Origin of the sequence: Xanthobacter sp. 91, assembly GCF_000702385.1 — a bacterium.
In the GTDB taxonomy this organism is placed as follows: domain Bacteria; phylum Pseudomonadota; class Alphaproteobacteria; order Rhizobiales; family Xanthobacteraceae; genus Xanthobacter; species Xanthobacter aminoxidans.
The window spans coordinates 5143115-5160781 of sequence record NZ_JNIB01000001.1 but is presented as its reverse complement, the minus strand read 5'-3'; the positions used below and the strand labels follow the sequence as shown (position 1 = coordinate 5160781).

At 66.7% G+C, this 17667-nt stretch carries 23 protein-coding genes; 21 read left to right on the top strand and 2 right to left on the bottom strand.

Annotation, left to right across the window (positions count from 1 at the left end):
- Positions 1–4: 4 nt before the first annotated feature.
- The 13 genes from rpsH to rplQ all read left to right on the top strand — a co-directional run bounded on the left by rpsH (position 5) and on the right by rplQ (position 8284).
- A complete protein-coding gene (gene rpsH / locus A37E_RS0124100) occupies positions 5–403 on the top strand; it encodes a 30S ribosomal protein S8 (RefSeq protein ID WP_024278454.1) in 399 nt (132 codons plus the stop codon).
- Positions 404–417: 14 nt separating this feature from the next.
- A complete protein-coding gene (gene rplF, locus A37E_RS0124095) occupies positions 418–951 on the top strand; it encodes a 50S ribosomal protein L6 (protein WP_024278455.1) in 534 nt (177 codons plus the stop codon).
- 12 nt (positions 952–963) lie between these two features.
- Positions 964–1326 (top strand): 50S ribosomal protein L18, encoded by a 363-nt coding sequence (rplR, locus tag A37E_RS0124090; protein WP_024278456.1) that lies wholly within the window; start codon positions 964–966, stop codon positions 1324–1326.
- A gap of 17 nt (positions 1327–1343) precedes the next feature.
- The gene (rpsE, locus tag A37E_RS0124085; RefSeq protein WP_024278457.1) at positions 1344–1901 is read left to right on the top strand and encodes a 30S ribosomal protein S5; all 558 of its coding nucleotides are present in this window, start codon (positions 1344–1346) and stop codon (positions 1899–1901) included.
- A gap of 30 nt (positions 1902–1931) precedes the next feature.
- Positions 1932–2114, top strand: coding sequence for a 50S ribosomal protein L30 (rpmD, locus tag A37E_RS0124080; RefSeq protein WP_024278458.1), 183 nt, complete (start codon positions 1932–1934; stop codon positions 2112–2114).
- Between the two features lie 10 nt (positions 2115–2124).
- On the top strand, positions 2125–2601 hold the full coding sequence (gene rplO, locus A37E_RS0124075; RefSeq protein WP_029558956.1) for a 50S ribosomal protein L15: 477 nt from the start codon (positions 2125–2127) through the stop codon (positions 2599–2601).
- A 515-nt stretch (positions 2602–3116) separates the two neighbouring features.
- Positions 3117–4451: a preprotein translocase subunit SecY gene (gene secY / locus A37E_RS0124070; protein ID WP_029558955.1), complete on the top strand. Its 1335-nt coding sequence runs from the start codon at positions 3117–3119 to the stop codon at positions 4449–4451.
- Between the two features lies 1 nt (position 4452).
- The gene (locus tag A37E_RS0124065; RefSeq protein WP_024278461.1) at positions 4453–5040 is read left to right on the top strand and encodes an adenylate kinase; all 588 of its coding nucleotides are present in this window, start codon (positions 4453–4455) and stop codon (positions 5038–5040) included.
- 149 nt (positions 5041–5189) lie between these two features.
- Complete coding sequence (locus A37E_RS0124060) at positions 5190–5447, top strand: hypothetical protein (protein WP_051679305.1); 258 nt, start codon at positions 5190–5192, stop codon at positions 5445–5447.
- Between the two features lie 263 nt (positions 5448–5710).
- Positions 5711–6079 carry a 30S ribosomal protein S13 gene (gene rpsM, locus A37E_RS0124055; protein WP_024278462.1) on the top strand — a complete coding sequence of 123 codons (369 nt, stop codon included), beginning with the start codon at positions 5711–5713 and terminating at the stop codon, positions 6077–6079.
- 122 nt (positions 6080–6201) lie between these two features.
- Positions 6202–6591, top strand: a complete 390-nt coding sequence (rpsK, locus tag A37E_RS0124050; RefSeq protein ID WP_024278463.1) for a 30S ribosomal protein S11 — start codon at positions 6202–6204, stop codon at positions 6589–6591.
- Positions 6592–6747: 156 nt separating this feature from the next.
- Positions 6748–7764, top strand: a complete 1017-nt coding sequence (locus A37E_RS0124045) for a DNA-directed RNA polymerase subunit alpha (protein ID WP_024278464.1) — start codon at positions 6748–6750, stop codon at positions 7762–7764.
- 103 nt (positions 7765–7867) lie between these two features.
- On the top strand, positions 7868–8284 hold the full coding sequence (rplQ, locus tag A37E_RS0124040; protein WP_024278465.1) for a 50S ribosomal protein L17: 417 nt from the start codon (positions 7868–7870) through the stop codon (positions 8282–8284).
- Positions 8285–8414: 130 nt separating this feature from the next.
- Here the strand turns inward: rplQ and A37E_RS0124035 are convergent, their stop codons facing one another.
- Complete coding sequence (locus A37E_RS0124035; protein WP_051679304.1) at positions 8415–10010, bottom strand: DUF2235 domain-containing protein; 1596 nt, start codon at positions 10008–10010, stop codon at positions 8415–8417.
- Between the two features lie 262 nt (positions 10011–10272).
- Between A37E_RS0124035 and A37E_RS0124030 the strand changes: the two genes are divergently transcribed.
- The 5 genes from A37E_RS0124030 to crcB all read left to right on the top strand — a co-directional run bounded on the left by A37E_RS0124030 (position 10273) and on the right by crcB (position 14041).
- Entirely contained in the window at positions 10273–11724 is a 1452-nt protein-coding gene (locus tag A37E_RS0124030; protein WP_029558952.1) for a DegQ family serine endoprotease, read from the top strand.
- Positions 11725–11732: 8 nt separating this feature from the next.
- Positions 11733–13043: a replication-associated recombination protein A gene (locus A37E_RS0124025; protein WP_029558951.1), complete on the top strand. Its 1311-nt coding sequence runs from the start codon at positions 11733–11735 to the stop codon at positions 13041–13043.
- A gap of 83 nt (positions 13044–13126) precedes the next feature.
- Entirely contained in the window at positions 13127–13354 is a 228-nt protein-coding gene (locus A37E_RS0124020) for a hypothetical protein (protein WP_029558950.1), read from the top strand.
- Complete coding sequence (locus tag A37E_RS0124015; protein WP_029558949.1) at positions 13354–13632, top strand: type II toxin-antitoxin system RelE/ParE family toxin; 279 nt, start codon at positions 13354–13356, stop codon at positions 13630–13632. The genes A37E_RS0124020 and A37E_RS0124015 overlap by 1 nt, the downstream gene beginning before the upstream one ends.
- Positions 13633–13651: 19 nt before the next feature.
- The gene (gene crcB, locus A37E_RS0124010) at positions 13652–14041 is read left to right on the top strand and encodes a fluoride efflux transporter CrcB (RefSeq protein WP_029558948.1); all 390 of its coding nucleotides are present in this window, start codon (positions 13652–13654) and stop codon (positions 14039–14041) included.
- Between the two features lie 10 nt (positions 14042–14051).
- On the opposite strand, the gene A37E_RS0124005 is transcribed toward crcB, so the two are convergent.
- A complete protein-coding gene (locus A37E_RS0124005) occupies positions 14052–14852 on the bottom strand; it encodes a peptidoglycan-binding protein (RefSeq protein WP_051679303.1) in 801 nt (266 codons plus the stop codon).
- A 121-nt stretch (positions 14853–14973) separates the two neighbouring features.
- On the opposite strand from A37E_RS0124005, the gene A37E_RS0124000 reads away from it, so the two are divergent.
- The 3 genes from A37E_RS0124000 (at position 14974) to A37E_RS0123990 (ending at position 17605) form a co-directional block, all read left to right on the top strand.
- Positions 14974–16119 (top strand): RluA family pseudouridine synthase, encoded by a 1146-nt coding sequence (locus tag A37E_RS0124000; protein ID WP_245279414.1) that lies wholly within the window; start codon positions 14974–14976, stop codon positions 16117–16119.
- A complete protein-coding gene (locus A37E_RS0123995; protein WP_029558945.1) occupies positions 16116–16814 on the top strand; it encodes a hypothetical protein in 699 nt (232 codons plus the stop codon). Before A37E_RS0124000 ends, A37E_RS0123995 begins: the two co-directional genes overlap by 4 nt.
- 167 nt (positions 16815–16981) lie before the next feature.
- Positions 16982–17605, top strand: coding sequence for a TRAP transporter small permease subunit (locus A37E_RS0123990; protein ID WP_029558944.1), 624 nt, complete (start codon positions 16982–16984; stop codon positions 17603–17605).
- The last annotated feature ends 62 nt before the right edge of the window (positions 17606–17667 follow it).

The following is a 17667-nucleotide window of genomic DNA, read 5'->3' as shown; positions in this document are numbered from 1 at the left end:
AACGATGGCTGTAACTGATCCCATCGGCGATCTGATCACCCGCATCCGCAACGCCCAGATGCGCCGCAAGGACAAGACCTCGACCCCCGGCTCGCGTCTGCGCGCCTCGGTCCTCGATGTCCTGCGCGACGAGGGCTACATCCGCGGCTACACCTCGACCGATCACGGCAATGGCCGGACCGAGTTCGAGATCGAGCTGAAGTATTTCGACGGAACGCCGGTGATCCGCGAGATCTCCCGCGTGTCGAAGCCCGGCCGTCGCGTCTATGCGGCGGTCAAGAACCTTCCCCGCGTCGCCAACGGTCTCGGCATCGCCGTCGTCTCCACGCCCCAGGGCGTGATGGCCGACCACGAAGCCCGCGACAAGAACGTCGGCGGCGAAGTGCTCTTCACCGTGTTCTGACGACGGAGGACAAGATGTCGAAGATCGGCAAGCTGCCCGTCGCCATTCCGGCCGGCGTCACCGCCAGCCTGGACGGACAGACGGTGAAGGTAAAGGGCCCCAAGGGCGCCCTGGAAGTGATCCTGGTGGAAGAGATCGCCGCCAAGATCGAGGGCTCGGAAATCAAGCTCTCGATGAACGGCGAGACCTCCCGTCACAAGGCCATGTGGGGCATGTCCCGCACGCTGGTCTCCAACCTGGTCGAAGGCGTGACCAAGGGCTTCGAGAAGAAGCTCGAGATCACCGGCGTCGGCTACAAGGCGGCGGTGCAGGGCAAGAACCTGAACCTCTCGCTCGGCTACAGCCACGACGTGATCTACGCGATCCCCGAGGGCATCCAGATCGTCACCCCCAAGCCCACCGAAGTGGTGGTCACGGGCATCGACCGCCAGAAGGTCGGCCAGGTGGCGGCGGAGATCCGCGAGTTCCGTGGCCCCGAGCCCTACAAGGGCAAGGGCGTCAAGTATGCCGGCGAATTCATCTTCCGCAAGGAAGGCAAGAAGAAGTGACGGAGGCGAACCATGGCTAAGGATTTGGAGGCGCAGGCGCGCCGCAAGGCCAAGGTGCGCCGTGCGATCCGCGTTGCTGCGAACGGGCGTCCGCGCCTGTCGGTGCACCGGACCTCGCAGCACATCTATGCGCAGGTCATCGACGATGCGAAAGGCGAGACTCTCGCCGCCGCGTCGAGCCTTGAGAAGGACCTGCGCGGGTCGCTGAAGACCGGTGCGGACACCGAGGCCGCCAAGACGATCGGCAAGCTTGTTGCCGAGCGGGCGATGGCCAAGGGCGTGACTGCGGTCGTCTTCGATCGTGGCGCATACATCTATCATGGGCGCGTCAAGGCGCTCGCTGAGGGCGCCCGCGAAGGCGGCCTTCAGTTCTGACGCAAGGACGAGCGAACATGGCCCGTGAACGGGAACAGCGCCACGAGCGCGAGGACCGCGACAATACGTTCGTGGACAAGCTGGTCCACATCAACCGCGTCGCCAAGGTGGTGAAGGGCGGCCGTCGTTTCGGCTTCGCTGCCCTGGTGGTGGTGGGTGACCAGAAGGGCCGCGTCGGCTTCGGCCACGGCAAGGCCCGTGAGGTGCCGGAGGCGATCCGCAAGGCCACCGAGAGCGCCAAGCGCGCTCTCATCCGCGTGCCGCTGCGCGAAGGCCGGACCCTGCATCACGACGTGCATGGTCACCACGGCGCCGGCAAGGTGGTGCTTCGCGCCGCCCCGGCGGGTACCGGCATCATCGCCGGCGGCCCGATGCGCGCGGTGTTCGAAACCCTCGGCATGCACGATGTGGTGGCGAAGTCCTTCGGGTCTTCCAACCCCTACAACATGGTGCGCGCCACCTTCGACGCCCTGAAGAACCAGGACTCGCCGCGCTCCGTCGCTGCGCGTCGCGGCATCAAGGTCTCCCAGCTCCAGTCCCGCCGCCGCGTCGAAGACGCGGAAGCGACCGACTGAGCGGCGCAGGCCGAAGGATAGGATTGCGCCATGAGCGACAAGACCATCACCGTGGAGCAGATCGGCTCGCCGATCCGCCGCCCGTTCGACCAGGAGGCCACTCTCGTCGGTCTCGGGCTGAACAAGCGGCACCGCCGCTCCACTCTCAAGGATACCCCGGCCGTCCGCGGCATGATCGCCAAGGTCGCCCACCTCGTCCGTGTGGTCGAGTGAGGAGCGGGACATGAAGCTCGACGAAATCAGGGACAATCCCGGCGCCCGCAAGAAGCGGATGCGCGTGGGCCGGGGCATCGGCTCCGGCAAGGGCAAGACCGCAGGTCGCGGCGTGAAGGGCCAGAAGGCCCGGACCGGCGTCGCCATCAAGGGCTTCGAGGGCGGCCAGATGCCGCTGCATCGTCGCCTGCCGAAGCGCGGCTTCCACAACATCTTCCGTCTGGACTACAACGAGGTCTCCCTCGCCAAGATCCAGGCTGCGGTCGATGCCGGCCGTCTCGACGCGGGCCAGCCCGTGACCGAGGCCGCCCTCGTCACCGCCGGCGTGCTGCGCCGGGTGAAGGATGGTGTGCGCGTGCTCGGCACCGGTGAGCTCTCCGCCAAGGTGACGCTGGAGGTGGCCTACGCCACCAAGTCCGCCGTCGCCGCCGTGGAGAAGGCCGGTGGCTCGGTGAGCATGCTCGCGGCGGCCGTCGAGGCCGAGTGAGCCGAGGCTGATCCGGAACAGGGGACGGCGCGGGGCTTCATGCCGCCGCGCCGAACCCATGTTCGGACCAACCTCTTGCGGATGCCCGGCACAAGGCCGGGTCTTCGCGTCTCGGGCGTCCGTTCTGGCGCTCGGGTTCAGGTGACGCTCCGGTGCCGCCGAAGGTGTGACGGGCGCGATGGCCCTCTTGGCCTCAAGCGCCCGAGTCGGGATCGCTCCCGCGCGCCCGGGTGGCGCGCCACCGGGCGGAACCGGCTTTCCTGCCGGCCTGCGGCCTTCCGTCGCGCCGGCCCCAGTTTGCCCCAACGCTCCGTTCCGGACCTTCCGTCCAGGACGCGCCCGGGCAGCGGCCCATGGCACTCCCGCCAAGGGTCCAGCGCCTCGGCAAGGGAGCCTGGTACCGGACCGTCGGCGGGGAGCCCTTGTCCCTCCGCCTGGCCCCTCTGCCTTGGCACCCGAGCGTTGCGCCCTCATATAAGGGCCGCCCACCAGGGTGGCGTCCATCGGAGCAAGGCATGGTCTCGGCGGCGGAACAACTCGCGGCGAACCTCAATTTCGGTGCCCTCGGCAAGGCCGAGGAGCTGAAGAAGCGCATCTGGTTCACCCTCGGCGCGCTTCTCGTCTATCGGCTCGGCACCTACATCCCCATGCCCGGCATCAATCCGGACGCGCTGGCGGACGTCTTCAAGAACGCCCAGCAGGGAATCATCGGCCTCTTCAACATGTTCTCGGGCGGCGCCGTGCAGCGCATGGCCATCTTCGCCCTGAACATCATGCCGTACATCTCCGCCTCCATCATCATCCAGCTCCTCACCAGCGTCTCGCCGACGCTGGAGGCGCTGAAGAAGGAAGGCGAGGCGGGCCGCAAGCAGCTTAACCAGTACACCCGCTACCTCACCGTCGTGCTGGCCCTGTTCCAGGCCTACGGCATCGCCGTCGGCCTCGAGGGTTCGGGCAGCGTGGTGGCGGAGCCCGGCTGGTTCTTCCGCATCTCCACGGTCCTGACGCTCACCGGCGGCACCATGTTCCTGATGTGGCTGGGTGAGCAGATCACCTCGCGCGGCATCGGCAACGGCACCTCGCTCATCATCTTCGCCGGCATCGTCGCCGAGCTGCCAGGCGCGTTCGTGCGCACGCTGGAACTCGGCCGCGAGGGCGCCATCTCCACGGTGGTGATTCTCGGCATGCTGGTGATGGCCGTGGTGGTCATCGCCTTCATCGTGTTCATGGAGCGCGCCCAGCGCCGGCTGCTGATCCAGTATCCCAAGCGCCAGGTGGGCAACCGCATCTACGAGGGCCAGTCCTCGCATCTGCCGCTGAAGCTGAACACGTCGGGCGTCATCCCGCCGATCTTCGCCTCCTCGCTGCTGCTCATTCCCACCACCATCGCCAGCTTCATGCAGGGCTCGGGGCCGGAGTGGCTGCAGACCGTCACGACCTACATCGGCCACGGGCGCCCGCTCTACATGGTGCTGTATGTGGCGCTGATCGTGTTCTTCTGCTTCTTCTACACCGCGATCGTGTTCAATCCGGTGGAGACGGCGGACAATCTGAAGAAGCACGGCGGCTTCATTCCGGGCATCCGTCCGGGCGAGCGCACGGCCGAATACATCGACTATGTGCTCACCCGCATCACCGTCGTGGGCGCCGCCTACATTGCGGCGGTTTGCCTCTTCCCCGAACTGCTGATTTCCTACGCCTCTCTTCCGTTCTATTTCGGAGGAACGTCGCTTCTGATCGTGGTCAGCGTGACCATGGACACCGTGTCCCAGATCCAGGGACATCTGTTGGCCCACCAGTACGAAGGACTGGTCAAGAAGGCCAAGCTGCGCGGGGGGAGGAGGAAGTAATATGAGGCTGGTGCTGTTGGGCCCGCCCGGGGCAGGCAAGGGAACTCAGGCACAGCGGCTGGTGGCCCGTCACGGCATCGTCCAGCTTTCCACCGGAGACATGCTGCGCGCGGCGGTTGCCGCGGGTACGCCGGTGGGGCTGAAGGCGAAGGCGGTGATGGATGCCGGCGGGCTGGTCTCCGACGAGATCGTCATCGGCATCATCGCCGAGCGCATCGGCGAGGCGGACGCGAAGAATGGTTTCATCCTCGACGGCTTCCCGCGCACGGTGGCGCAGGCCGAGGCGCTGGACCATCTGCTCACCGAGAAGGGCCTCAAGCTCGACGCGGTGATCGAGCTGGTGGTGGACCAGGAAAAGCTGGTCAACCGCATCCTCAACCGTGCCGCAGAGGCCGCCGCCAAGGGCGAGCCGGTGCGCAAGGATGATGATCCGGTGGTCTTCAAGACCCGCCTGGAAGCCTACAATCGCGACACCGCTGTCGTGGCGCCCTACTACAAGGCGCGCGGCCAGCTGAAGCAGATCGACGGCATGGCGCCCATCGATCAGGTCACCGCCGCCATCGACGGGGTGCTCGCCGAGGCGGTGTGAGGGCAGGGGGGTCCTGCCCTCGTGTCATGGATCAAGCTGTCATGGATCAGGGCCCCTTCCGCCGGACGGCGGGAGGGGCCTTTCCGTTTGGCGGGCTTGTCGGGGCAAGGGCGAAGGGGCACCTTGCCTGCCGGCGCGAGGGTATGGTTATGGACGGCGTGAAAGCCGTGATGGGCTCGATCCGGCAGATCCTGATCGAAGTTTGGGACCCGATCGGCGTGCGAGGCATCCCGCAGGCGCGCGACGAATACGACGGCTATGTCGGCGTGGTCGCCCGGGCGTGGACGGAAGGGGCGGACGTGGCCGCCCTGCGGGCGCTGCTCGAGGGCATCACCGAACGCGAGATCGGGCTTCCGGCCGGTTCCGGCGATGCGCAAGGGGCGGCCGAGCAAATCGCGGCTCTCTGACTCGGCAGGTCCTCACGGACTTGGCAGGGCTGGAGCGGGGCCGAAGCGCCTTACGCCCTTGACCCATCGTGGAATCTCCGCTATGGGCACTCCCTCGCTTCGGAACAGGTGCCGTTCGGTCCACCCGGAAGGGTCGGACAGGGCGGTAGCTTTGTCGTATCCGGGGCAGCTTTCGTCAATATCCCGCATGGGCCGGCCTCCACCGGACGCGGGGACAACAACCGGCCGGCGGTCTTCGGGCTCCGGCGCACATGGAGAGCGCAGTGGCTCGTATTGCAGGCGTCAACATCCCGACCAACAAGCGCGTCGTCATCGCGCTCCAGTACATCCACGGCATCGGCCCCAAGAAGGCTGAAGAGATCGTCGAGAAGGTGGGCATTCCCGCCGAGCGTCGCGTGAACCAGCTGACCGACCAGGAAGTGCTGCAGATCCGCGAGACCATCGACCGCGACTACATCGTGGAAGGCGACCTGCGCCGCGAAGTGGCGATGAACATCAAGCGCCTCATGGACCTCGGCTGCTACCGCGGCCTGCGTCATCGCCGCGGCCTGCCCGTGCGCGGCCAGCGCACCCACACCAACGCCCGTACCCGCAAGGGTCCGGCGAAGCCGATCGCCGGCAAGAAGAAGTGATCGGCCGCAAGGCTTGAGAATTGGGGAGGCCGGCCAAGCCGGCCTTTCCCCGTTGACCGGCCCGTCAAGGGCCATCCCGAGCGCCTGGAGTTACGGGCGCGCCTGAAGGATCTGAGAGACAGATGGCTAAAGAAGCAACACGCGTGAAGCGCCGCGAGCGCAAGAACATCGCCTCCGGCGTGGCGCATGTGAACGCCTCGTTCAACAACACCATGATCACCATCACCGACGCCCAGGGCAACACCATCTCCTGGTCTTCGGCCGGCGCCATGGGCTTCAAGGGTTCGCGCAAGTCCACCCCGTACGCCGCGCAGGTCGCGGCCGAGGATGCGGCCCGCAAGGCGGCCGAGCACGGCATGCGCACCCTGGAAGTGGAAGTCTGCGGTCCGGGTTCCGGCCGTGAGTCCGCTCTTCGCGCGCTGCAGGCGGCGGGCTTCCTCGTCACCTCCATCCGCGACGTGACGCCGATCCCGCACAACGGCTGCCGTCCGCGCAAGCGCCGTCGCGTCTGATCCGCTCTTCGTTCCTCCGCGGACCCGGTCCGCGGGGATCAAGCCCGGTTTCTCCTCCCCCGAGCGGGACGGGCCAGGCTTCTGGTGGACGGCCTCCGGTTGAGGCTCACCACCCCGGCAGCTGCCGTGGCCCGGCGAGAAAGCAAGGTGAAGCAAGTGATTCAGAAGAACTGGCAAGAGCTGATCAAGCCCGAGAAGCTGCAGGTCAATCCGGGCCACGATCCCAAGCGCCTGGCGACCGTCGTCGCCGAGCCGCTGGAGCGTGGCTTCGGCATGACCCTCGGCAACGCCCTGCGCCGCATCCTCCTGTCGTCGCTGCAGGGCGCGGCGGTGACCTCGATCCACATCGACGGCGTGCTGCACGAGTTCTCGTCGATCCCCGGCGTGCGTGAGGACGTGACGGACATCATCCTCAACGTGAAGGATGTGGCCATCAAGATGCAGGGCGATGGCCCCAAGCGCATGGTGGCCAAGAAGACCGGCCCCGGCGTGCTGGTGGCCGGCGACATCCAGACCGTCGGCGACGTGCAGATCCTGAACCCGCATCTGCCCATCTGCACCCTCGACGAGGGCGCGGAGCTGCGCATCGAGTTCACGGTCGACACCGGCAAGGGCTACGTGGCCGCCGACCGCAATCGTCCCGAGGACGCTCCGATCGGCCTGATCCCGATCGACAGCCTCTACTCGCCGGTGCGCAAGGTCTCCTACAAGGTCGAGAACACCCGTGAGGGCCAGATTCTCGACTATGACAAGCTGACGCTCCAGATCGAGACCAACGGCTCGATCACGGCCGAGGACGCGCTGGCCTATGCCGCGCGCATCCTGCAGGACCAGCTGGAGATCTTCGTCAACTTCGAGGAGCCCAAGCGCGAGAGCGAGGCGACCGCGATCCAGACGCTGCCGTTCTCTCCGGCGCTGCTGAAGAAGGTGGACGAGCTCGAGCTCTCCGTCCGTTCGGCCAACTGCCTGAAGAACGACAACATCGTCTACATCGGCGACCTGATCCAGAAGAGCGAGACGGAGATGCTCCGCACGCCGAACTTCGGCCGGAAGTCGCTCAACGAGATCAAGGAGGTGCTCGCCTCCCTCGGCCTGCATCTCGGCATGGAAGTGCCCGGCTGGCCGCCCGAGAACATCGAAGAGCTGGCCAAGCGCTTCGAGGAGCACTACTGATCCGCAATCCGGGGCGGCCCGCCGCCCCGACCCCTTTCGAGCGGCCCGAGCCGCGCAACCCATCGACCGGCTCGTCCGTCGCCATCTTCAGGAGTTCGCCGTCATGCGTCACGGCAAGGTACACCGCAAGTTCAACCGCACCTGGGAGCATCGCAAGGCGATGTTCTCCAACCTCGCGGGCGCCCTCATCACCCACGAGCAGATCGTGACCACCCTGCCCAAGGCGAAGGATCTTCGCCCGGTGGTGGAGAAGCTCGTGACCCTCGCCCGTCGCGGCGACCTGCACGCCCGCCGCCAGGCGATCGCCGAGCTGAAGGACCAGGCCGTGGTCAAGAAGCTGTTCGACGTGCTGGCGCCCCGTTATGCGGCCCGTCCGGGTGGCTACACCCGCATCGTCAAGGCCGGCTTCCGCTATGGCGACAACACCGCCGTCGCGGTGATCGAGTTCGTGGATCGTGACGTGGACGCCAAGGGCGCCGCCGACCACGCCCGCACCGCCGCTGCCGCGGAAGCTGCGTGAGCTTCAGCTGATTTGAGGCTATGAAAAAGGGCGGTCCTCGGACCGCCCTTTTTTCGTTCGAAGCACCCTACCCGAGGGAGAGCCGCACACCTATCGGCCAGTGGGGCTGGACGTGCTCGTGGCCCACAATTCAGAGGCCTTTGCGCGACAGCCGGTGTTCTGGTGGCCGGACCTTCCGCGCCTTGGGGCGTGGAGGATAAATTTTGCGCGGGGTCGGATTGGAAGAGGCATTGGGCAGGGCCCAGGCCTGCGATCGCGTAGCTTTCGGCGGGACGCTCGACTTGGTGTCGAGATAGAGGTGGGCAACGTCGATGTGGCCCGCTAGTGCCGCTGGTCTGTAGGGCTCGATCCGATCGTAAATTGGAACGCCAGCGGCGTCGAAGCGGTCGTATACCGAGGGATGGAGGATGGCAGCGGGGGGTGGATCGCGTCGTCCGAGTGGGTATGTGAAGCCAAGCTTGCGCGTGACCCACGGAAACCCGTCCTTGCGAGCGTCGTGTTGATAGCCGTGCGGGTCGGGATAGGTGCGGAGGAGGCCTGGGTCGCACTTCAATCCATTCGGAATGTCCGTGGCACAATCCACCATCCACTTCAGTGCGATGTCGGAGAGGCGGGATTCTTGCTCCTCATAGCTGCCACCGATGTCGGAATGGACGCCGCTGAACCAAATCTGCTCGAATCGGATCCGGCCCTGATCGTCTCTTTCGCCGTGGACGGGCTGCTCGCTCGGATCCCACTTGACCCGGGCGAAGGGCTTGCGATTCTCGTCAATTGAAAGGGCGTGCTTGGCATAGGCGACATGGGAATCGAGCGACTTGTCGTCGAAGGTAAGGAAGAGGTCGGTGAAGTGGATGGTCCTGAGACTGTCCTTGCAATCGTACCCCGGGACCCGGAAGTCGAACTTCAAATGGGTGTACACGAGAGCGATGAAGGCGATCGCGGTACCGATGAGGCTCGCTACCAGCAGAGCAAGTGTCCATGACAGGGCGAACAACCAGACGCCGGCTCCTGCGGCAGCCACTATGGCGATTATGACGGCCGGTATGAACAGTGCGAACTTGGCTGGATCGATCAGCGAGGCCACGGTGTCGAAGACGCCGATGAAGTAGGGCGCGACGTTGGGGCGGTCGGGCAACTCCAGATGTTGCGAACCGTGCTCCGCACGGAAGCGAGCTGCGATGGCCGAGCGTGTATCCAGCAGGAACTTCTGGCGCTCGTCCGCTCGCTCCTTAGTCCTCGATGTGGTGAACTGGTAGACGTGCTTGACGGCATAAGTGGCCAGTTCGCGGGTGGAATAACCGTCGAGCGGGACGGGTGAGCCGTCCGGCATGCGGGTTGGGATTCCGCACTGTCGGATGACGCCAGACAGGCAGCGAACGGTGTACGCGCCGCGGCTGAAGCCAAAGAGGAAGATGCGATCACCCGGGCGCCAGAGGCGGATGAGTGCTGCGTAGCAATCGATGATATTGGCGGTGATGCCGAAGCCGGTCGCTTGGCTCACAAATTTGTAGAGCCATCTCATCGGGCCGCCATAATGGCTCGCACCATCCAGTTCGGAGCCAAGCCCCGGATCGTAGAACGCAGCCTGATCGTTCGGATCGACCGAAGTGTCGGGCCCGCAGCGCATGGCTCGGTACATCTTGTAGATATTGGATCGGCGCTCGTCGAAATGAACGCCGCTACCTTGGCCAGTGCCGTCGGAAAAAATGATGATGTTCCGGCCCATCGCCCGCCCCCGACGTGATCCCGCGCCCAATGCGCAGGTTCAGTTTACAAGGGATAGTTTTGAGTTCAATTCAGGGTTGTCGATTTTGAAATTCAAAGCTCCTGCGAGCCTGTCGCTTGGTCATGCTGGCCATCACGTGAGCTATGACTATGTAGGTAAGGCGCCAGATTATCGCCCGGTTCGGAATGCCATCTATTCACGGTGCAAACGGATGATCGCTTCTTCCCACTTCCGCGTCTGGATAATCGCGCTCAAGGGCACGATGCGCAGGGGTGTTCCGGTAGTCGGCGTCGTAAGCCTCGTCCTCCTCGCCACGGGCGCCTTCGCCCAGCCGGCGGCGCAGCAGCGTGTTCCGGCGTCCCAGGCGGAGGTGACCCTCACCTTCGCGCCTGTGGTGGCGAAGACGGCGCCGGCGGTGGTGAACGTCTATGCGCTCAAGACGGCGCAGCAGCGCGTGAACCCGATCTTCGACGATCCCTTCTTCCGCCGCTTCTTCGGCATGCCCGGCCCCGGAGGTCCCGGTGGCCCCGGAGACGGACCGGGGCTGCGCGCGCCGGAGCGGGTGCAGCGCTCGCTGGGCTCGGGCGTGATCGTCGATCCCTCGGGGCTGGTGCTCACCAATTACCATGTCATCGAGGGGGCGGACGAAATCCGCATCGCTCTCAATGACCGGCGCGAATACGAGGCCGAGGTGCTGCTGCGCGACCAGCGCACGGACCTCGCCGTGCTGCGCATCAAGACCGAGGCGAAGGAGCGCTTCCCCTTCCTGGAGCTGGGCGATTCGGACGGGCTCGCGGTGGGCGACCTCGTGCTCGCCATCGGCGATCCCTTCGGCGTCGGCCAGACGGTGACGCAGGGCATCGTCTCGGCGCTGGCCCGCACGCAGGTGGGCGTCTCCGACTATCAGTTCTTCATCCAGACCGATGCCGCCATCAATCCCGGCAATTCGGGCGGCCCGCTGGTGGATATGGCGGGGCGCGTGGTGGGCATCAATTCCGCCATCTATTCGCGGTCCGGGGGCTCCCACGGCATCGGCTTCGCCATTCCCGCCAACATGGGCCGAGTGGTGGTGGAGCAGGCCAAGAGCGGGTCCAAGTCCGTGCGCCGGCCGTGGCTGGGCGCCCGGCTCCAGCGCGTGACGCCGGACATCGCCGAAAGCCTCGGCCTGCCGCGCCCCACCGGCGTGCTGGTGCAGAGCGTCACCGCCGGGAGCCCCGCCGCCAAGGCCGGGCTCAAGACCGGCGACCTCGTGGTGTCGGTGGAAGGGCAGGGGATCGATGATCCCGAATCCCTCAACTACCGCCTCGCCACCCGCCCCATCGGCGGCAAGGCGGCGCTGCTGGTGAACCGCTCCGGCAAGGAGCAGACCCTCGTGGTGGTGCTGGAGGTGGCGCCGGAGACGGTGCCGCGCGAGGAGCTGCTGCTGCGCGGCCGCTCGCCCTTCGCCGGGGCGACCATCGTGAATCTCTCCCCCGCCGTGGCGGAGGAGCTGAAGGTGGACGCCAACGCCACCGGCGTCGTGGTCTATGACGTTCAGGACAATTCCCCCGCCGCCGCGGCGGGCTTCCGCCCCGGCGACGTGATCGTCGAGGTGAACAACGAGAAGGTGGGACGCACCGGCGATCTCGGCCAGCTTTCCGCCGTGCCCCAGCGCGGCTGGCGGGTCACGGTCCTGCGCGGCGGGCGCAGCATCACCGCCGTCCTGCGCGGCTGAGGGCTCCGATGGGCGATCTGTTCGAGGTAGCGGGACTGGGAGAGGGAGTGGCACGGCCACTCGCCGACCGGCTGCGCCCGTCGCGCCTGTCCGAGGTGGTGGGGCAGGATCATCTGGTGGGGCCGGATGGCGTTCTCTCGCGCATGCTGGAGACGCGCTCCCTCGGCTCGCTGATCCTGTGGGGGCCGCCGGGCACCGGCAAGACCACCGTGGCGCGCCTGCTCGCCTCGGCGACCGACCTGCATTTCGAGCAGATCTCCGCCATCTTCTCCGGCGTCGCGGACCTCAAGAAGGTGTTCGAGCAGGCTCGCGGCCGCCGCCTATCGGGCACGGCGACGCTCTTGTTCGTGGACGAGATCCATCGCTTCAACCGCGCCCAGCAGGACAGCTTCCTGCCCGTCATGGAGGACGGCACGGTGACGCTGGTGGGCGCCACCACGGAAAACCCCTCCTTCGAGCTGAATGCGGCGCTTCTCTCCCGCGCGCGGGTGCTGGTGTTCCGCTCCCTCGATGCCGAGGCTGTCGCCAAGCTGCTTTCCCGCGCCGAGGAGGTGGAGGGCCGGGAGCTGCCGCTCACCGAGGACGCGCGCGTGGCGCTGGTGAACATGGCCGATGGCGACGGCCGCGCCTCCCTCACGCTCGCGGAAGAGGTGTGGCGCGCCGCGCGGCCGGGCGAGGTGTTCGACGTGGCGGGCCTGAGCGAGGTGGTGCAGCGCCGCGCGCCCATCTACGACAAGAGCGAGGACGGCCACTACAACCTCATCTCCGCCCTGCACAAGGCGGTGCGCGGCTCCGACCCGGACGCCGCCCTCTATTATCTCGCGCGGATGCTGGATGCGGGGGAGAGCCCGCTCTTCCTCGCCCGGCGCATCGTGCGCATGGCCATCGAGGACATCGGCAATGCCGATCCGCAGGCGCTTGTCGTCGCCAATGCGGCCAAGGAGGCCTACGACTTCCTGGGCTCCCCCGAGGGCGAGCTGGCACTGGCGCAGGCGGTCGTCTATGTGGCCACCGCGCCGAAATCCAATGCCGTCTACACCGCCTTCAAGGCCGCCATGCGCGTCGCCAAGGAGGGCGGCTCGCTGGTGCCGCCCAAGGTCATCCTGAACGCGCCGACCAAGCTGATGAAGGCCGAAGGCTATGGCACCGGCTATCGCTACGACCACGACGAGCCGGACGCCTTCTCCGGCCAGAACTATTTCCCCGAGGCGTTGGGCCGCCAGAATTTCTACCGCCCGGTGGAGCGCGGCTTCGAGCGCGAGATCAGGAAGCGCCTGGAATATTGGGCGCGCCTGAGGGCCGAGCGGGGCGGGAAATAGCGGGGCAGATAGCGTGGGCAAATAGCGTGGGTTTGGGCCTTCGTATATGATCCGCCCACAGGCTGGCACCGACGAAGACCACCATGACCCGGCTGATGCGCGAACTCATCGAGAAGCTCGAAGCCCTGCCCGAGGCGGAGCAGGACGCGCTCGCCCGCGAATTCCTCCATGTGATCGAGGCCGGCGCTGCGGAAGGCGATGTCTATGTCCTCACCCCCGAGCAGGAGGAGGAGGTCCGCCGCGCGCTGGAGGACGGGGAGCCGAACGCGTCCCCTGAGGAGGTCGAAGCCTTTTTTGCCCGCTTCCGGTGATGAAGGTCACCTTCCGTGCCCGCGCCCTTGGGCACCTCAGGCAGATCGAGCGCTACGTCGCCGCCGACATCCCCGCGGCCGCGGGCCGCCTTGTCGCACGCATCGAGCGCGCGATCCTCAATCTGGCAGACCACCCTTTGTCCGCGCCTGCGGGTATCGTGCCGGGCACGCGGCAACTCGCCATCGCCGATACCCCCTACCTTGTCATCTATCGTGTGGATGCGGATGGCATCACCATCCTCGCCGTTCTCCATGCCGCGCGCCGTGCGCGATCCTGATCTGCTGCGGAACCTGCCCATGATCCTGCCCCCCGCCCTCATCGTCTTCCTCGGCGCCGGTCTCGGCGGCACCATCCGGCATTTCGTGAACATGGCGGTGCCGCGGCTGCTGGGGACGGGCTTTCCCTTCGCCACCTTTCTCATCAACGTGTCGGGCAGCCTCATCATGGGGCTGATGGCGGGCTATCTCGCTTTCAAGGACGGGGAAGGATGGACACAGCCGGTGCGGCTGTTCCTCACCACCGGGGTTCTGGGCGGCTACACCACCTTCTCCGCCTTCTCGCTGGATTTCCTCTATCTCGCCGAGCGGGGCGAACTGGGGATGGCGCTGGCCTATGCCCTCGGCTCGGTGCTGCTCGGCTTCGGCGGCGTCTGGGCCGGCATCATGCTGGTGCGCAGCCTGACGTGATCCGTGCGCCTTAGCTGGCCGAGCCTTCCAGCGCCTCGCGCGTCGCGGCATCGGCTTCACCCGTGAGGGGCAGGCCCTTGCGGCGCTGAAACTCCAGCACGGCGGCGCGGGTCTGCGCGCCGAATATGCCGTCGGTATCGAGATCGAACGCGAGCGCGAGGTTCAGCGCCACCTGCAACTCCTCGATCGCCTTCCCCCGGTCGCCGAAGGTCAGGGTGGCACCGAGCGAGGGGATGCGGCCCGCCGCCTTGCCGAAGGCGCCATCCTTGGCCCATTGGCGCATCAGCTCGTCGGACGCCTCGAAATGCATGGAGTCCTCGGTGGGGAAAGCGGCGCCCCAGAAGAAGCCATGGGCATTGAAGATGGAGTAGATCTCCAGCAGCCCTGCCTGGGTCTTTCCATCGCCGCGCGTGTCCAACTTGCCCTCAAGTGTGAGGTCGATGGCCGTGCCCCATGAGTGATTGCTGATGGCGCTCCGGCTGCCGCGCACGAACCGCGCGCACAGCATGCCCTCGTGGCCGAGCACCGCATGGATCTGGGGAACCGACGACTTGATCTCGTTGAGGATCTTCTCCAGCGCGTCGACCGCTGGCCGAAGACCGGTGACGTTTTCGAGCGGCCCGAGGGTCGTGCGCCGGACGAGCAACTCCGTGATGCGCGGGTTGTTGGGCCATTGGCATTCGTCGCTGTAACTCCCGCGCGGATTGCCGAGCAGGGACAGCATGGTGGCGTTGCGCGCGCCGGACAGGTTCGGTCCGTTGATCGCGTAGCGGCTGGTGGGGAAGGGGACGGGAGTGGAGAGCCTGGACATGCATCGCCTCCAATGGCCACAGCTTGGCCTTGTAGAAAGCAATCACATGGACCTAAAGTTGTAAATGGTCATCGACGCTCTTTAAGGTCGTGCGCGGGTGACGTTGCCTTCAGCTTCCATTATGTGTCTGGCCTCAACGCGAAACCCGAGAGGCTCTGCGACCATGGCTGTCGTGACCAGAACCGTGGCCGAGGACGAGGCGGGCATGCGCCTCGACCGCTGGTTCAAGGTGCATTATCCGGACCTCTCCTTCGGGCACCTGCAGAAGCTGGTGCGCACCGGGCAGGTGCGGGTGGACGGCGGCCGGGTGAAGACCTCTTCCCGCGTCGAGCCCGGCCAGAGCGTGCGCATTCCTCCGCTCGGCATGGAAGAGCCCGAGGCGGCGCACGCCCCCGCGAAGGGGGCGCGCGGCGAGGCCGGCAAGGAGGGCGCCCGCACGGCCTCCGTCGAGCCAGGCGCCAATCCGTCGGCCAGTCCGCCGGCAAAGCCCCGCGCGTCGAAAGACCCTGCGGTACGCAAGCTGGAGGAGGACCGGGCCTTCATCAAATCCATCACCCTGTTCGAGGACAAGGACGTGATGGTGCTGAACAAGCCCTTCGGCCTTGCTGTGCAGGGCGGCTCCGGCACCTATCGCCATGTGGACGGGCTCCTGGAGGCACTGAAGGACAGGGACGGGCAGAAGCCGCGCCTCGTCCACCGCATCGACAAGGACACCTCCGGCTGCCTGCTCATCGCCAAGTCGCGGCTTGCCGCCTCGGTGCTGGCCAAGAGCTTCCGCTCGCGCGAGGCGCGCAAGGTCTATTGGGCCGTGGTGCCCGGCGTGCCGAAGCCCCGGCAGGGGCGCATCTCCACCTATCTCGCCCGCGACGAGGACGAGGAGAAGATGCGCGTCGCCCGCCATGGCGAGGACGAGGCGAGCCACGCCATCACCTATTATGCGGTGGTGGACCAGGCCGCGCAGAAGATGAGCTGGCTGTCGCTGAAGCCGGTCACGGGCCGCACCCACCAGCTGCGCGCCCATCTCGCCCACATCCACCACCCCATCCTCGGCGACCCCAAGTATTTCGACATCGAGAACTGGGAACTGCCCGGCGGCCTGCAGAATCGCCTGCACCTGCTGGCGCGGCGGCTCGTCATTCCACATCCGCGCGGGCAGGGGGTGATCGACGTGTCCGCGCCGCTGCCGCAGCACATGGCGCAGACTTTCGCCGTGCTCGGCTTCGACGCCTCCCAGTACGATCCGATCCTGGAAGCGCCCGAGGGATGAGGCGCACCGCCCTGCTGTGGCTTGTTGCGGCGGCATTGGCCGTCGCGCCGGCGGCGGCGGGCGGTACAGGGGCCGGGCGGGACGGCGTGCTCTACTGGTTCCGTGATCTCCAGATCGCCCAGGCGACCGGCTTTCCCGACTATGAGATCAGCGGGGAGGGCGTCGGCGCCACGGCCTCGGGCGGCCGCCTTTACGGGCCGCGGGCGCGGGTGACGCTCACCCTTGATGTTCCGCACGGATATCTGCGCATCGACGACCGGGGCGATGGCGACGGGGCGGCGCACTTCGTCACCGAAGTCGCCGTGTGGTTCGACCGGGAGGGGTTTCCGCTGCTCGGCCTCAGCGAGCGCGCGCTGCGTGGCGGCGTGCCGTTCGGCGGGCGGGTGCGCTTCTATTCCCATGCGTCCGGGCGGTGGAATCTGGTCACGGACGCGGTGATGCCGTCGCAGGACCAAAGCCTCTGCCGCACTGAGCCGCAGGAGGTGGAGGAGAGCACGGCCGCGTTCGAGGGCCTCGGCCGCGCCATCACCCTGCTGCCACGCCAGGGCACCGACCTTGCGGTGTGGTGCGTGGCGCCCAGCCCCGTCGCGGGAACCGGCCGGGTGCTGGAATGGGATCAGGCCACGGCCCGCTTCACGCAAGGGCAGCTTTTGCCCGGTCCGCCGCCCTGGCCGGATGCGCCCACGCCGCGCTGAAGCCGGCGTCTTCGACTTTGGTCTGAGCCTTGCCGCATTCGGCAGTCTGGTAACCGCCTCCGGCTTGAAGTCACGTCATCTTCCCCTATGGTGCGCGCCAAGGCCTGAAGGCCAAAGAAGAAGCAATCCGGAGCCATCTCCGGCCGCGCCCGAGGGAATTGATCTCGATGACAGCCCTTCTCGCCCTCTCGCGGGGGATCGATGCCGTCAACACCCGCATCGGCAAGGCCGCCGCGTGGCTGATCCTCCTGTCCATCCTTGTGTCGGCGCTCAATGCGATCATCCGCAAGCTGTTCGACATGAGCTCCAATTCGTGGCTGGAGCTGCAATGGGTGCTGTTCGCCGCGGTGTTCCTGCTGTGCGCGTCCTGGACGCTCATCGACAACGAGCACATCCGCATCGACATCGTGAATTCCCGGCTGCCCAAGCGTACCCGCGACGGCATCGACATCTTCGGCCACATCTTCTTCCTGCTGCCGTTCTCGATCCTGTTGCTGTGGACCTCGTGGCCCTTCTTCCTCGCCTCCTTCGAGATCAACGAGCAGTCGCTGAACGCCGGCGGCCTGCCCCAGTGGCCGGCGAAGCTGCTGGTGCCGGTGGGCTTCTTCTTCCTGACGCTCCAGGGCATCTCGGAGCTCATCAAGCGCGTCGCCATCTTCACCGGAAAGATGGAGGACCCCCACGAGGGCGCGGGCGGCAGCCACGCGGCGCTGGCGGCCGAGGCCGAGCGCCTGCTGGCCGAGGCCGAACTTCCCGATGGGGCGCCCGGCGTCTCCGCGGTCAAGAAGTAGGAGCGCGTTCATGTCCTTCGTCCGCACGCTCCTGAAGCGCCGCCCCCTCGCCGCGCTCGCCG